This is a genomic window from Pseudomonas sp. BF-B-30, assembly GCF_019956305.1.
GTDB lineage: Bacteria > Pseudomonadota > Gammaproteobacteria > Pseudomonadales > Pseudomonadaceae > Aquipseudomonas > Aquipseudomonas jessenii.
Map to the genome: position 1 here is coordinate 24,407 of NZ_JAHBDG010000004.1, position 15,195 is coordinate 39,601.

The 15,195-nt window shown below is 59.2% G+C and carries 11 protein-coding genes; all 11 read left to right on the forward strand.

What is annotated here, in order from left to right; translation table 11 throughout:
• Positions 1 to 64 precede the first annotated feature (64 nt).
• The 11 genes from bamA to KGB29_RS02450 all read left to right on the forward strand — a co-directional run bounded on the left by bamA (position 65) and on the right by KGB29_RS02450 (position 15,193).
• Positions 65 to 2,440, forward strand: coding sequence for an outer membrane protein assembly factor BamA (gene bamA / locus KGB29_RS02400; protein WP_057716169.1), 2,376 nt, complete (start codon positions 65 to 67; stop codon positions 2,438 to 2,440).
• Positions 2,441 to 2,484: 44 nt separating this feature from the next.
• Positions 2,485 to 2,988 carry an OmpH family outer membrane protein gene (locus tag KGB29_RS02405; protein WP_007990260.1) on the forward strand — a complete coding sequence of 168 codons (504 nt, stop codon included), beginning with the start codon at positions 2,485 to 2,487 and terminating at the stop codon, positions 2,986 to 2,988.
• Positions 2,989 to 2,990: 2 nt separating this feature from the next.
• Positions 2,991 to 4,046: a UDP-3-O-(3-hydroxymyristoyl)glucosamine N-acyltransferase gene (gene lpxD / locus KGB29_RS02410; RefSeq protein WP_090453388.1), complete on the forward strand. Its 1,056-nt coding sequence runs from the start codon at positions 2,991 to 2,993 to the stop codon at positions 4,044 to 4,046.
• 108 nt (positions 4,047 to 4,154) lie between these two features.
• Complete coding sequence (gene fabZ, locus KGB29_RS02415; protein ID WP_007978374.1) at positions 4,155 to 4,595, forward strand: 3-hydroxyacyl-ACP dehydratase FabZ; 441 nt, start codon at positions 4,155 to 4,157, stop codon at positions 4,593 to 4,595.
• Positions 4,592 to 5,368 carry an acyl-ACP--UDP-N-acetylglucosamine O-acyltransferase gene (gene lpxA / locus KGB29_RS02420; protein ID WP_150812908.1) on the forward strand — a complete coding sequence of 259 codons (777 nt, stop codon included), beginning with the start codon at positions 4,592 to 4,594 and terminating at the stop codon, positions 5,366 to 5,368. Before fabZ ends, lpxA begins: the two co-directional genes overlap by 4 nt.
• 2 nt (positions 5,369 to 5,370) lie before the next feature.
• Positions 5,371 to 6,501 (forward strand): lipid-A-disaccharide synthase, encoded by a 1,131-nt coding sequence (gene lpxB, locus KGB29_RS02425; protein ID WP_150812909.1) that lies wholly within the window; start codon positions 5,371 to 5,373, stop codon positions 6,499 to 6,501.
• Between the two features lie 11 nt (positions 6,502 to 6,512).
• Positions 6,513 to 7,139: a ribonuclease HII gene (gene rnhB, locus KGB29_RS02430; RefSeq protein WP_150812975.1), complete on the forward strand. Its 627-nt coding sequence runs from the start codon at positions 6,513 to 6,515 to the stop codon at positions 7,137 to 7,139.
• Between the two features lie 77 nt (positions 7,140 to 7,216).
• A complete protein-coding gene (gene dnaE, locus KGB29_RS02435) occupies positions 7,217 to 10,738 on the forward strand; it encodes a DNA polymerase III subunit alpha (RefSeq protein WP_057716164.1) in 3,522 nt (1,173 codons plus the stop codon).
• 139 nt (positions 10,739 to 10,877) lie between these two features.
• A complete protein-coding gene (locus KGB29_RS02440) occupies positions 10,878 to 11,825 on the forward strand; it encodes an acetyl-CoA carboxylase carboxyltransferase subunit alpha (RefSeq protein ID WP_057716163.1) in 948 nt (315 codons plus the stop codon).
• 133 nt (positions 11,826 to 11,958) lie between these two features.
• Positions 11,959 to 13,287, forward strand: a complete 1,329-nt coding sequence (tilS, locus tag KGB29_RS02445; RefSeq protein WP_154861812.1) for a tRNA lysidine(34) synthetase TilS — start codon at positions 11,959 to 11,961, stop codon at positions 13,285 to 13,287.
• A 274-nt stretch (positions 13,288 to 13,561) separates the two neighbouring features.
• A complete protein-coding gene (locus tag KGB29_RS02450; protein WP_057716161.1) occupies positions 13,562 to 15,193 on the forward strand; it encodes a CTP synthase in 1,632 nt (543 codons plus the stop codon).
• Positions 15,194 to 15,195: the final 2 nt, after the last annotated feature.

Consider the following 15,195-nt stretch of genomic DNA (forward strand, 5'->3'; position numbering starts at 1 on the left):
AATTGCGAATCTGCCGCATTTTGCGGCAGTTTGTTTATTGCCAGTTGGAATAAGAAAGGACTTCATGAAACGTCTGCTGCTAACTGCGGTTCTCACCGTATTGATGATCGCCGAAGTTCACGCCGAGTCCTTCACTATCTCTGATATTCGCGTCAATGGCCTCCAGCGGGTCTCCGCGGGTAGCGTCTTTGGTGCTTTGCCGTTGAACGTCGGTGAACAGGCGGATGATCGTCGCCTGGTGGAATCCACTCGTGCGTTGTTCAAAACCGGTTTCTTTCAAGATATCCAGCTGGGCCGCGATGGCAACGTCCTGGTCATCACGGTAGTCGAGCGCCCGTCGGTCGCCAGTATCGAGATCGAAGGCAACAAGGCGATCTCTACCGAAGACCTGATGAAAGGCCTCAAGCAATCCGGTCTGGCCGAAGGCGAGATCTTCCAGCGTGCCACCCTCGAAGGTGTGCGTAACGAGCTGCAACGTCAGTACGTCGCCCAGGGTCGCTACTCGGCTACCGTCGACACCGAAGTGGTGCCGCAGCCGCGTAACCGCGTCGGCCTGAAGGTCAACATCAACGAAGGCACCGTTGCGGCTATCCAGCACATCAACGTGGTGGGCAACACGGTCTTCCCTGACGAAGACCTGATCGACCTGTTCGAACTCAAGACCACCAACTGGTTGTCGTTCTTCAAGAACGACGACAAGTACGCCCGTGAAAAGCTGTCCGGTGACCTGGAGCGCCTGCGTTCCTACTATCTGGACCGTGGCTACATCAACATGGATATCGCTTCGACTCAGGTCTCCATTACGCCAGACAAGAAACACGTCTACATCACCGTCAACGTCAACGAAGGCGAGAAGTACACCGTTCGTGACGTCAAGCTCAGCGGTGACCTGAAAGTCCCTGAAGACCAGATCAAGTCCCTGTTGCTGGTGCAAAAAGGCCAGGTGTTCTCGCGCAAGCTGATGACCACCACCTCCGAACTGATCACCCGTCGCCTGGGTAACGAGGGTTACACCTTCGCCAACGTCAACGGTGTGCCTCAACCGCACGACGAAGATCACACCGTAGACATCCTGTTCGCGGTCGATCCGGGCAAGCGTGCCTACGTGAACCGCATCAACTTCCGTGGCAACACCAAGTCCGAAGACGAAGTGCTGCGTCGTGAAATGCGTCAGATGGAAGGCGGCTGGGCTTCCACTTACCTGATCGACCAATCCAAGACCCGTCTTGAACGTCTGGGCTTCTTCAAGGAAGTCAACGTTGAGACCCCGGCCGTGCCGGGTGTCGATGACCAGGTGGACGTCAACTACAGCGTTGAAGAACAAGCCTCCGGTTCGATTACCGCCAGCGTCGGTTTCGCCCAGAGCGCCGGTCTGATCCTCGGTGGTTCGATCACCCAGAACAACTTCCTGGGTACCGGTAACAAGGTCAGCGTCGGCTTGACCAAAAGCGAATACCAGACCCGCTATAACTTCGGCTTTGTCGACCCCTACTGGACCGCCGACGGCGTGAGCCTGGGTTACAACGCGTTTTACCGCACGACTGACTATGACGAGCTCGATACTGACATCGCCAGCTACGCCGTAGACAGCCTGGGTGCAGGCGTGAGCGTTGGCTACCCGATCAGCGAGACTTCGCGTCTGACCTTTGGCCTGACGGCTCAGCAGGACGAGATCAAGACAGGTGTGTACACCGTTGACGAGATCTTCGACTTCGTTAACAAGGAAGGCGACAAGTACCTGAACTTCAAGGCTTCGGCCGGTTGGTCCGAGTCCACCCTGAACAAGGGTGTGCTCGCTACCCGTGGTCATTCCCAGAGCCTGGTGCTGGAATCCACGATTCCAGGCAGCGACCTGTCGTTCTTCAAGCTCGACTACCGTGGCCAGTTGTTCCAGCCATTGAGCGAGAACTACACCATGCGCCTGCACACCGAGCTGGGTTATGGCGATGGCTACGGGTCGACGGATGGCTTGCCATTCTATGAAAACTACTATGCTGGTGGTTTCAACTCGGTTCGTGGCTTCAAGGACAGCACTCTGGGGCCTCGCAGTACACCAAGTACCGGCAAGAACCCTGGTACAGCGGTCGATCCGGACCAGGATCCGCTGCCGTTCGGTGGTAACGTCCTGATCCAGGGTGGTGTGGAGGTTCTGTTCCCGCTGCCGTTCATCAAGGATCAACGCTCCCTGCGGACCTCGGTATTCTGGGATGTGGGTAACGTGTTCGATTCATCTTGCTCGGATACCACAAACGCGGATGGCTCGAAGTCCAACACCAAGTGCAACGATATCAGTCTGAGCAACATGGCCAGTTCCGTCGGTGTGGGTGTGACCTGGGTCACCGCACTGGGTCCTCTGAGTTTCGCCCTGGCCATGCCAGTCAAGAAACCGGATGACGCTGAAACTCAAGTGTTCCAATTCTCTCTCGGCCAGACGTTCTAAGCGTCTGACCCAGATAACGACAATGAATTTTGTAGGGGTGCATCGTGCGTAAGTTGACTCAATTGGTTCTCCTGGCCAGCGTACTGGTCGCTGGTCCGGCGTTCGCCGACATGAAAATTGCTGTTCTGAACTATCAGATGGCTCTGCTGGAGTCCGACGCGGCCAAGAAATACGCCGTGGATGCCGAGAAGAAGTTCGGTCCTCAGCTGACCAAGCTCAAGACGCTGGAAAGCAGCGCCAAGGGCATTCAGGACCGCCTGATGGCCGGTGGCGACAAAATGCAGCAGGGCGAGCGCGAGCGTCTGGAGCTTGAATTCAAGCAAAAGGCCCGTGACTTCCAGTTCCAGTCCAAGGAACTGAACGAAGCCAAAGCCGTTGCCGACCGTGAAATGCTGAAGCAGCTCAAGCCGAAACTGGACAGCGCTGTGGAAGAAGTCATCAAGAAAGGTGCTTTTGACCTGGTCTTCGAGCGTGGCGCAGTGATTGATGTCAAGCCTCAGTACGACATCACTCGCCAGGTTATCGAGCGCATGAATCAGCTGAAGTAACTATGACCGCGACTATAAAGCTCGGCCAATTGGCCGAGTTCCTCGGCGCCACGCTACGTGGCGACCCGGAGAAAGAAATTACTGGGCTAGCCACTTTGCAAGAGGCTGGCCCAGCTCAGTTGAGCTTTCTCGCAAACCCTCAATACCGTAAGTACCTGGCAGATAGCCAGGCCGCAGCTCTGTTACTGAAGGCTGCTGATGCCGAAGGTTTTGCCGGTAATGCGCTGATGGTGCCTGATCCGTATCTGGCCTACGCGCGTGTTTCCCACCTGTTCGATCCAAAGCCGAAAGCGGCTGCCGGCATTCACCCGACAGCCGTTGTGGCCGAGGACGCGGTGGTTGACCCGGCTGCGAGTATTGGTGCCTTTGCGGTGATCGAAAGCGCGGCACGTATTGCTGCGGGTGTGACCATCGGTGCGCATTGCTTCATCGGTGCCCGTTGCGAAATTGGCGAAGGCGGCTGGCTGGCCCCGCGGGTCACGCTGTACCACGACGTGCGCATCGGCAAGCGTGTGGTCATTCAGTCAGGTGCCGTGCTTGGTGGCGAAGGTTTCGGTTTTGCCAATGAGAAAGGTGTCTGGCAGAAAATTGCCCAGATCGGTGGTGTGTTGGTCGGTGACGATGTAGAGATTGGCGTGAATACCGCTATCGACCGCGGCGCATTGGCCGATACCGTTCTCGGTAATGGTGTGAAGCTCGACAACCAGATCCAGATCGCCCACAACGTTCAGGTCGGTGATCACACCGCCATGGCCGCCTGCGTCGGGATCTCCGGCAGCACCAAAATCGGCAAGCATTGCATGCTCGCTGGCGGTGTAGGGCTGGTGGGGCATATCGAAATTTGCGACAACGTTTTCATCACCGGAATGACCATGGTGACCCACTCGATTACCGAAAAGGGTTCCTATTCTTCCGGAACGGCAATGCAGCCAGCAGCCGAATGGCGCAAAAGCGCGGCTCGCATCCGTCAGCTCGATGACATCGCGCGGCGCCTGCGACAGCTGGAAAAGCGTGTAGGGGAAGTGACCCCTGACGGTAATGCTTCATCAGATGGCTGATACCATTTCCATATCAAGTGTGCACAGCCGTTAGACGGCCTGCTTGATTTGCTAGAGGGGCGTGTGTCAGTCGTGCGCTCCCAATCTTTACATAGGCTTCCCCCCGAAATGATGGACATCAACGAGATTCGCGAATACCTGCCTCACCGTTACCCGTTCCTGCTGGTGGACCGGGTAGTGGAGCTGGATGTTGAAGGCAAGCGCATTCGCGCCTACAAGAATGTCAGCATCAACGAACCGTTCTTCAATGGTCACTTCCCTGCGCATCCAATCATGCCGGGCGTATTGATCATCGAGGCAATGGCTCAGGCTGCCGGGATCCTTGGTTTCAAAATGCTTGACGTGAAACCGGCTGACGGCACGCTCTATTACTTCGTCGGGTCCGACAAGCTGCGCTTCCGCCAGCCGGTTTTGCCGGGCGATCAGCTGATCCTTGAGGCCAAGTTCATCAGCTGCAAGCGTCAGATCTGGAAGTTCGAGTGCCAGGCTTCGGTCGATGGCAAGCCTGTCTGCTCGGCTGAAATCATCTGTGCGGAACGCAAGCTATGAGTTTGATTGACCCTCGTGCAATCATCGATCCGGCAGCCGTTCTGGCTGACGGCGTCGAAGTCGGCCCGTGGTCGATCGTCGGCGCAGGTGTGGAAATCGGCGAGGGGACAATCATCGGGCCACACGTGATTCTCAAGGGCCCGACCCGAATCGGTAAGCACAATCGCATCTACCAGTTTTCCTCGGTGGGCGAAGACACACCCGACCTGAAGTACAAGGGCGAGGAAACCCGCCTGGTGATCGGTGACCACAACGTCATCCGTGAAGGTGTGACGATTCACCGTGGCACCATCCAGGACCGCTCGGAAACGACCCTGGGCGACCACAACCTGATCATGGCCTATGCCCACATAGGCCACGACAGCGTTATCGGCAACCATTGCATCCTGGTGAACAACACCGCACTGGCGGGCCATGTGCATGTGGAAGACTGGGCGATCCTTTCCGGTTTTACCCTGGTTCACCAGTATTGCCACATTGGCGCCCACAGCTTTTCAGGTATGGGTACAGCGATCGGCAAGGATGTTCCTGCGTATGTCACGGTGTTCGGCAACCCAGCCGAAGCCCGGAGCATGAACTTCGAGGGCATGCGCCGTCGGGGCTTCAGCGAAGATGCGATCCACGCGCTGCGTCGTGCCTACAAGGTGGTGTACCGCCAGGGCCTGACCGTGGAGCAGGCGCTCGCCGAACTGGCGGAGCCATCTGCGCAGTTCCCGGAAGTAGCGGTGTTCCGTGACTCCATCCAGTCTTCGACCCGCGGCATCACCCGCTAACCATGGCCAATCTGCGTATTGCGCTGGTAGCGGGTGAGGCTTCCGGTGACATTCTGGGTGCGGGTCTCATGCGCGCGCTCAAGACTCGCCACCCGGCGGTCGAGTTCATCGGTGTCGGTGGTCCGTTGATGCAGGCTGAAGGCCTGACCTCGTATTTCCCGATGGAGCGTCTGTCCGTCATGGGCCTGGTGGAAGTGCTGGGCCGATTGCGCGAGTTGCTGGCTCGGCGCAAGAAGCTGGTCGCCGACCTGATCGACGCGAAACCCGATGTATTCATCGGTATCGACGCGCCGGACTTCAACCTCAATATCGAACTCAAGCTGCGCCAGGCCGGGATCAAGACGGTGCATTACGTCAGCCCGTCGGTTTGGGCCTGGCGTCAGAAACGCGTGCTGAAGATTCGCGAAGGCTGCGACCTGATGCTCACGCTGTTCCCGTTCGAAGCCAGATTCTACGAAGAGAAAGGCGTGCCGGTGCGTTTCGTCGGCCATACCCTGGCCGATGCCATTCCACTGCAGGCCGATCGCGCTGCTGCGCGGGCCGAACTCGGTTTGCCTGACGGGCCGCTGGTGGCGTTGATGCCAGGCAGCCGTGGCGGTGAAGTTGGCCGGCTCGGTTCATTGTTTCTCGATACGGCGCAGCGCCTGCGGGCATTGCGCCCGGGGGTGCGGTTTGTCATGCCGTGCGCCAGTGCGCAACGTCGCGCACAGCTCGAAGAACTGTTGGCCGGTCGCGATCTGCCGCTGACCCTGCTCGACGGGCAATCTCATCTGGCCCTGGCAGCGTGCGATGCGGTGTTGATCGCCTCCGGTACCGCGACGCTTGAAGCGCTGCTGTACAAGCGACCGATGGTGGTCGCCTATCGCCTGGCGCCGCTGACGTTCTGGATTCTCAAGCGCATGGTGAAAAGCCCCTACATTTCGTTGCCGAACCTGTTGGCCCAACGTCTGTTGGTGCCCGAGTTGTTGCAGGACGATGCCACGGTCGAAGCGCTGGCCCAGACCTTGTCGCCACTGATCGAGGATGGGGAAGAGCAGACCCGCGGTTTTGACGAGATTCACCGGACCCTGCGTCTGGATGCCTCCAACCAGGCTGCGGACGCAGTGCTGAACCTGATCGGCCAAGTAAAATGAGTAAAACGAATATGCAGATGGGGCTGGATTTCACCTTGGTCGCTGAAATCGAAGAGTTGGTTGCCGGTGTCGATGAGGTGGGTCGCGGTCCGCTCTGTGGTGCGGTGGTGACAGCGGCGGTGATCCTCGATCCGAACCGTCCGATCCTCGGCCTGAATGACTCGAAGAAACTCACCGAAGCCCGTCGCGAAAAGCTCTACGACGAAATCTGCGAAAAAGCCCTGAGCTGGTGCATCGCTCGCGCCGAAGTCGAAGAAATCGACGAACTGAATATCCTGCACGCCACCATGTTGGCCATGCAGCGCGCGGTCGCCGGGCTGCACGTTCAGCCGAAGCTGGCGATGATCGACGGTAATCGTTGCCCGAAACTGCCGATGCGCTCCGAAGCCGTGGTCAAGGGCGATAGCAAGGTTCCAGCCATCGCCGCCGCATCGATTCTGGCCAAGGTCAGCCGTGATCGTGAAATGGCCGCGTTCGAATTGATCTACCCGGGTTACGGCATCGGCGGGCACAAAGGCTACCCGACGCCTGTTCATCTGGAAGCGCTTGCACGGCTTGGGCCGACCCCGATTCATCGGCGTTCGTTTGCCCCGGTGCGGCTGGCGTATGAGGCGCTAGAGAGCGCCGTAGAGAGTTAGTCGCAAGGCTGATTTTTTTTACCAAGGCCCGGTACAATCCGGGCCTTGTTGTCTTCATGTTTATAGACAGGATCACTATGCCGGCTTCATTCGTTCACCTACGCCTGCACACTGAATACTCTCTGGTCGACGGTCTGGTGCGGATCAAACCGCTGGTCAAGACCCTGGTGGGCATGAACATGCCTGCCGTGGCGGTCACCGACCAGAACAACATGTGTTCCCTGGTCAAATTCTATAAAAACGCCATGGGTGCCGGGATCAAGCCGATCTGCGGCGCCGACCTGTGGCTGTCGAACAAGGATCCGGACAACCCCCTGAGCCGGATCAGCCTGCTGGTGATGAACGCCGAAGGCTATCGCAACCTCACCGAACTGATTTCCCGCGGCTTTATCGATGGTCAGCGCAACGGCGCGATCATCATCGAGCGCGAATGGGTCGCTGAAGCCAACTCGGGCTTGATCATGCTGTCGGCGGCCAAAGAAGGCGAGATCGGCCAGGCCATGCTCAGCGGCAACCCCGCCGAGGCCGAAACCCTGGCCCGCGAATGGATGGACGTGTTTCCGGATCGTTTCTATCTGGAAATCCAGCGCACCAACCGCCCCAACGATGAAGAACAACTGCACGGTGCCGTGGCCCTGGCCGAGAAGCTCGGTGCGCCGCTGGTGGCGACCAACGACGTGCGCTTCATCAAGCAGGAAGACTTCGCTGCCCACGAAACCCGCGTTTGCATCGGTGAGGGCCGCGCCCTCGACGATCCGCGGCGTTCGAAGAATTACAGCGATCAGCAGTATCTCAAAAGCGCCGAGGAAATGGCCGAGCTGTTCAGCGACATTCCCGAAGCGCTGGAAAACACCGTCGAGATCGCCAAGCGCTGCAACATTGAAGTGAAGCTGGGCACGCACTTCCTGCCCAACTTCCCGATCCCCGATGGCATGACCATCGACGAGTACTTCCGCAAGGTGTCCTTCGACGGTCTGGAAGAGCGCCTTGCCGTTCTGCTGCCCAAGGACACCACCGAAGACTACGAGGCCAAGCGCCAGGTCTATGTCGACCGGCTGAATTTCGAGCTGGATATCATCATCCAGATGGGGTTCCCCGGTTACTTCCTGATCGTGATGGACTTTATCCAGTGGGCCAAGAACAACGGCGTACCGGTGGGTCCTGGCCGTGGATCGGGTGCCGGGTCGCTGGTGGCCTATGTGCAGAAGATCACCGACCTCGACCCGCTGGAATATGACCTGCTGTTCGAACGATTCCTCAACCCGGAACGGGTATCCATGCCCGACTTCGACGTCGACTTCTGCATGGACGGTCGCGACCGGGTAATCGACTACGTAGCCGAGAAGTACGGCCGCAACGCCGTGAGCCAGATCATCACCTTCGGTTCCATGGCGGCAAAGGCGGTGGTCCGCGACGTGGCGCGGGTGCAGGGCAAGTCCTATGGCCTGGCGGATCGTCTGTCGAAGATGATTCCGTTCGAAGTCGGCATGACCCTGGAAAAGGCCTATGAGCAGGAAGAGATCCTGCGCGATTTCATCAAGGTCGATGAAGAGGCCGCAGAAATCTGGGAGATGGCCCGCAAGCTCGAAGGCGTTGTGCGTAACGTCGGCAAGCACGCCGGTGGTGTGGTAATCGCCCCGACCAAGCTGACCGACTTCTCGCCGATCTATTGCGACGAAGCCGGTGATGGCCTGGTAACCCAGTTCGACAAGGATGACGTCGAGGCGGCCGGCCTGGTGAAGTTCGACTTCCTCGGCCTGCGGACCCTGACGATCATCGACTGGGCGCTGAAAACGATCAACCGCGACCGTGCCAAGGTCAACGAACCGCCGCTGGATATCGCGTTCATCCCGCTGGATGACAAACCGACCTACACCTTGCTGCAAAAAGCCGAAACCACGGCGGTGTTCCAGCTTGAATCCCGGGGCATGAAGGAGCTGATCAAAAAGCTCAAGCCCGACTGCCTGGAAGACTTGATCGCACTGGTGGCACTGTTCCGTCCGGGCCCGCTGCAATCGGGCATGGTGGACGACTTCATCAACCGTAAGCACGGTCGCGCCGAGCTGGCGTATCCGCACTCGGACTACCAGTACGAAGGCCTCAAGCCGGTACTGGCACCGACTTACGGCATCATCCTGTACCAGGAACAGGTGATGCAGATTGCCCAGGTCATGGCCGGTTACACCCTCGGTGGTGCGGACATGCTGCGTCGAGCCATGGGTAAGAAAAAACCCGAGGAAATGGCCAAGCAGCGCGGTGGCTTCATTGAAGGTTGCGCCACCAACAATATCGACGCGGACCTCGCCGGTAACATTTTCGACCTGGTGGAAAAATTCGCCGGTTACGGCTTCAACAAATCCCACTCCGCCGCCTATGGCCTGGTGTCGTACCAGACCGCATGGCTGAAGGCGCACTACCCGGCGCCGTTCATGGCCGCGGTACTCTCTGCGGATATGCACAACACCGACAAGGTCGTGACCTTGATCGAAGAAGTGCGGACGATGAAGCTGCGTCTCGACGCGCCGGACGTGAACACGTCCGAGTTCAAGTTCACGGTGAACGACGAAGGCCGGATCATTTACGGCCTGGGCGCCATCAAGGGCGTGGGTGAAGGTCCGGTCGAGGCGATCACCGAAGCGCGTCTGGCCGGTCCGTTCAAGGATCTGTTCGATTTCTGCGCACGGGTCGACCTCAAGCGCATCAACAAGCGCACCCTCGACGGTTTGATCCGCAGCGGCGCCCTGGATCGCCTCGGGCCGTATTTCCACGACGAGCAGAAAGCCTACCAGGCCAACATCGACCGCAATCGCGCGGTGCTGCTGACGGCCATGGAAGAGGCGATCAAGGCGGCCGAACAGACCGCGCGCACCCAGGACAGCGGTCACTCCGACCTGTTTGGCGGTCTGTTTGTCGAAGAAGACGCCGACGTCTACGCCAATCACCGCAAGGCCAAGGAACTGACCCTCAAGGAGCGCCTGAAGGGGGAGAAAGATACCCTCGGCCTGTACCTGACCGGTCACCCGATCGACGAGTACGAAGGTGAAATCCGTCGCTTCGCCCGCCAGCGCATCATCGACCTGAAACCGGCGCGTGATACCCAGACCGTTGCCGGGATGATCATCGCCTTGCGGGTGATGAAGAACAAAAAGGGCGACAAGATGGGGTTCATCACCCTCGACGACCGCTCCGGACGAATCGAGGCCTCGCTGTTTTCCGAGGCGTTCCATTCCGCGCAATCGTTGTTGCAGACCGACGCGATGGTGGTGGTCGAAGGCGAGGTCAGCAACGACGACTTCTCCGGTGGCCTGAAATTGCGGGTCAAGCGGGTGATGAGCATGGAGGATGCGCGCACCAATCTGGCCGAAAGCCTGCGCCTGAAGTTGCATACCAAGGACCTCAAGGGCGATCAGCTACGCTGGCTGGGTGAACTGTTGAAGCGTCACCGCGGCGCGTGCCCGATCACCTTGGACTACACCAGCCCCGATGCGAAGGCCTTGTTGCAGTTCGGCGAAGGCTGGCGAATCGATCCGGCGGATGCGTTGATTCAAGCCCTGCGTGACCAGTTCGGGCGAGACAACGTCTTCCTCCAATACCGTTGACGGTCAGTGCTATCAGATTGCCCTGACCTTGACCTGAATTTTTAATCTCGACCTCAACGCGCCTGTCCCTTAAGGTAGGGCGCGAATAGACAACCGGCCGGCCCAAGAACCCTTGGGACTCGACCCAAGACGGACGCCTATGAACCCGAATTTTCTAGATTTCGAACAGCCGATCGCCGACCTGCAAGCCAAGATCGAAGAGTTGCGCTTGGTCGGTAATGACAATTCGCTGAATATCGGCGATGAGATCTCCCGCCTGCAGGACAAGAGCAAAACGCTGACCGAAGACATCTTCGGCAAGCTGACCAGCTGGCAGATCGCACGTCTGGCGCGTCACCCGAAACGTCCGTATACCCTGGACTACATCGAACACATCTTCACCGAGTTCGACGAACTGCACGGTGACCGTCACTTCTCGGACGACGCTGCCATCGTTGGCGGTATTGCCCGTCTGGACGACAAGCCGGTGATGATCATCGGTCACCAGAAAGGCCGTGAAGTGCGCGAGAAAGTTCGCCGCAATTTCGGCATGCCGCGTCCGGAAGGCTACCGCAAGGCTTGCCGCCTGATGGAAATGGCCGAACGTTTCAAAATGCCGATCCTGACCTTCATCGACACTCCGGGCGCTTACCCTGGCATTGACGCTGAAGAGCGCAACCAGAGCGAAGCGATTGCCTGGAACCTGCGTGTCATGGCCCGCCTGAAAACCCCAATCATCGCCACCGTGATCGGTGAGGGTGGTTCCGGTGGTGCACTGGCGATCGGTGTCTGCGACCAGTTGAACATGCTGCAATACTCCACCTACGCGGTGATTTCGCCGGAAGGTTGCGCTTCGATTCTGTGGAAAACCTCCGAGAAGGCACCGGATGCCGCAGAAGCGATGGGCATCACCGCCGAGCGCCTCAAAGGCCTGGGCATCGTGGACAAGGTGATTGGCGAGCCACTGGGCGGCGCGCACCGCGACCCGGCCGCCGCAGCCGCATCGATTCGCGCCGAGCTGAGCTCGCAACTGGCGATGCTGAAGAAGTTCGATAACGACGCGCTGCTCAAGCGCCGCTACGATCGACTGATGAGCTACGGTCTCTAAGCCGTACACGCAGTGCCCATGTGGGAGCGGGCTTGCTCGCGAAAGCGGTATAACAGTCAACGGGTGCGTTGAATGTTGATCCGCCTTCGCGAGCAAGCCCGCTCCCACATTTGATTTGTGCAAGGTGATGGATATGAGTCGGTCCAATATTGATTTGCCCGCCAGACTCTTGTTGAATCTTGCCTCGTGGCGCAATGCTGCGACCTGGCGCATCGCCTTCTCCGGCGGCCTCGACTCCACTGTCCTGCTGCACCTTCTGGCAACACTCTCCCAAACCGAATCCCTGCCGGCGCTCAACGCCATCCATGTGCATCACGGCCTTCAAGCCGTAGCCGATACGTGGCCGGAACATTGTCGTGCCGTGTGCGCTGCGCTGGGCGTGCCGCTGCAAGTGGTTCGCGTGCAGGTGCAACCGGGTGCCAGCCTTGAACGTGCAGCCCGGGATGCGCGGTATCACGCCTTCACTGAAGCCCTTCAGGCCAACGAAGTGCTGCTGGCGGCCCAGCACCGCGACGATCAGGCGGAAACGCTGCTGTTTCGCTTGTTGCGCGGAGCGGGCGTGCGCGGACTGTCCGGGATGCCGCGTCAGCGCCCTTTGGGCAAGGGGCATTTGCTGCGGCCAATGCTTGATGTCACGCGGGCTGAGTTGGAGGCTTATGCCAGTGCGCATGGCTTGAGCTGGGTCGAAGATCCCTCGAATCAGGATCGGCAGTACTCGCGCAATTACCTTAGGCATCAAGTCTTGCCCGTGCTGATCCAGCGCTGGCCGCAAGCGGTGGCGACCATGGCCCGCAGCGCGACGCATTTGAGTGAGGCTCAGGGACTGCTTGAAGAACTGGCGGACATGGATTTGCGTGAGGCCAGCTCTGCCAGTGAGTTTGCCTGGCTGGGCTTGCGGTCGCTTGAGCTGGCGCCGCTTGCGCAAATGTCCGGTGCCCGGCAGCGCAATGCCTTGAGTCATTGGCTCGAACCGCTGACCCGCTTGCCGGACACTGACCATTGGTCGGGTTGGGAGGATTTGCGCGATGCCACCGGCGATGCCTGCCCGGTGTGGCGGCTGGCCGATGGCGAACTGCATCGGGCGGGCGGGCGGATCTGGTGGCTGTCCGGCCACTGGCTGAGGCCTCTGCCCGGCGCCGGGGTGTGGCTGGATCCGGCTTCACCGCTGGTTATCCCGGGCAACGGCGTGCTTTCGCTGACCGGGCAAATCCCCGATGGCCCGCTGCATATCCGCTATCGTGAAGGGGGAGAGGTCATGGCATTGCCAGGCCGCGGCCATAGGGACCTGAAACGTTTGCTCAATGAAAGCGCTGTACCGTCCTTCGTACGCGGCAGATTGCCGCTGCTCTACAAAGACGGGCAACTGCTGGCGGTAGCGAACCTCAAGGGGCTCGATGGTGGTGCACTCGGCGACTGGCATTTGCATTGGCAGCCACTGAACGAAGATCAAGGTTTGAGCTGAAAGGGGCTTTCCGGTAGACTACGCTCCCTTCTTGATACAACTTCTGTGGATTCGCCTGAATTGCAGGAGTTGCCGATTACCAAGCAGTCTTTGCTGGGCGATTCCAAAAAATGTGTAGCGAGCAACGAACCGGTGTTTCATTTTCCGGTCTGTCCCAACGCGGCGGTTTTTTCGAAAGGTGCACTGTGATTAATGCAGGTGATCGGGGGCTTCGGCCTTCCTTCGCTTTCCCCGGCGGCTCGGACCGCTTTAACGCAGACTTCTAGGGTTTTTCATGACGCGCTACATATTCGTCACGGGCGGTGTTGTTTCTTCATTGGGGAAAGGCATTGCATCGGCATCATTGGCGGCCATCCTGGAGGCGCGGGGACTTAAGGTCACCATGCTGAAGCTGGACCCGTACATCAACGTCGACCCGGGCACGATGAGCCCGTTCCAGCACGGTGAAGTGTTCGTCACTCACGACGGCGCCGAGACCGACCTGGACCTGGGTCACTACGAGCGGTTCATCCGCACGACCATGACCCAGAACAACAACTTCACCACGGGCCGTGTCTACGAACACGTCCTGCGCAAGGAGCGCCGTGGTGACTACCTGGGTGCAACCATCCAGGTGATCCCGCACATCACCGACGAAATCAAGCGCCGCATCATCAAGGGTGCCGGCGACGCTGACGTGGCAATGGTCGAAATCGGTGGCACCGTGGGTGACATCGAGTCGCAACCGTTCCTCGAGGCGATCCGCCAACTGCGTTTCGAAGTCGGCGCCAAGCGCGCGATGCTGATGCACCTGACACTGGTGCCGTACATCGCCACTGCCGGCGAAACCAAGACCAAGCCTACCCAGCACTCGGTGAAGGAACTGCGTTCGATCGGCCTGCAACCAGACGTGCTGGTCTGCCGCTCCGACCACCCGATCGATGTGTCGTCGCGTCGCAAGATCGCGCAGTTCACCAATGTCGAAGAACGTGCGGTAATCGCGCTGGAAGACGCCGATACCATCTACAAGATCCCGGGCATCCTGCACTCCCAGGGCCTGGACGATTTCGTCGTCGAGCGTTTCGGCCTGCAATGCGGCGGTGCCGATCTGTCCGAGTGGGAAGCCGTGGTCGACGCCAAGCTCAACCCTGAGCACGAAGTCACCATCGCCATGGTCGGCAAGTACATGGAGCTGCTGGACGCCTACAAGTCGCTGATCGAAGCGATGAGTCACGCGGGCATCAGCAACCGTACCAAGGTCAACCTGCGCTACATCGATTCCGAAGACATCGAGAACCAGGGCACCGCGCTGCTCGAAGGCGTCGATGCCATCCTGGTACCGGGCGGCTTCGGTCTGCGTGGCGTTGAAGGCAAGATCACTGCCGTTCAATACGCTCGCGAAAACAAGGTTCCGTACCTGGGTATCTGCCTGGGCATGCAAGTGGCCGTTATCGAGTTCGCACGTAACGTGATGGGCTGGAAAGACGCCAACTCCACCGAGTTCGATCGTGCAAGCGGTCACCCGGTCGTGGGCCTGATCACCGAGTGGGAAGATGCCACCGGCGCCGTCGAAACCCGTACCGAAACCTCCGACCTGGGCGGCACCATGCGCCTGGGCGCGCAGGATTGCCTGCTGGAGCCGGGTTCCCTGGTCCACGGTTGCTACGGCAAGGACGTGATTGTCGAGCGTCATCGTCATCGCTACGAAGTGAACAACAACCTGCTGCCGCAAATCATGGAAGCCGGTTTGAAAATCTCCGGTCGTTCCGGTGATGGCGCACTGGTTGAAGTGGTTGAAGCTCCGGATCACCCATGGTTCGTCGCTTGCCAGTTCCACCCTGAGTTCACCTCGACGCCACGCGACGGTCACCCGCTGTTCAGCGGTTTCGTCAAGGCCGCGTTGGCTCAACACCAGAAGAAGGCGTAACC

Excerpts from the sequence above, each read along its gene's own strand:
- bamA (WP_057716169.1), top strand. The coding sequence starts at position 65 with ATGAAACGTCTGCTGCTAACTGCGGTTCTCACCGTATTGATGATCGCC.
- lpxB (WP_150812909.1), top strand. The coding sequence starts at position 5,371 with ATGGCCAATCTGCGTATTGCGCTGGTAGCGGGTGAGGCTTCCGGTGAC.
- rnhB (WP_150812975.1), top strand. The coding sequence starts at position 6,513 with ATGCAGATGGGGCTGGATTTCACCTTGGTCGCTGAAATCGAAGAGTTG.
- dnaE (WP_057716164.1), top strand. The coding sequence starts at position 7,217 with ATGCCGGCTTCATTCGTTCACCTACGCCTGCACACTGAATACTCTCTG.
- lpxD (WP_090453388.1), top strand. The coding sequence starts at position 2,991 with ATGACCGCGACTATAAAGCTCGGCCAATTGGCCGAGTTCCTCGGCGCC.
- lpxA (WP_150812908.1), top strand. The coding sequence starts at position 4,592 with ATGAGTTTGATTGACCCTCGTGCAATCATCGATCCGGCAGCCGTTCTG.
- tilS (WP_154861812.1), top strand. The coding sequence starts at position 11,959 with ATGAGTCGGTCCAATATTGATTTGCCCGCCAGACTCTTGTTGAATCTT.
- KGB29_RS02440 (WP_057716163.1), top strand. The coding sequence starts at position 10,878 with ATGAACCCGAATTTTCTAGATTTCGAACAGCCGATCGCCGACCTGCAA.
- KGB29_RS02450 (WP_057716161.1), top strand. The coding sequence starts at position 13,562 with ATGACGCGCTACATATTCGTCACGGGCGGTGTTGTTTCTTCATTGGGG.
- fabZ (WP_007978374.1), top strand. The coding sequence starts at position 4,155 with ATGATGGACATCAACGAGATTCGCGAATACCTGCCTCACCGTTACCCG.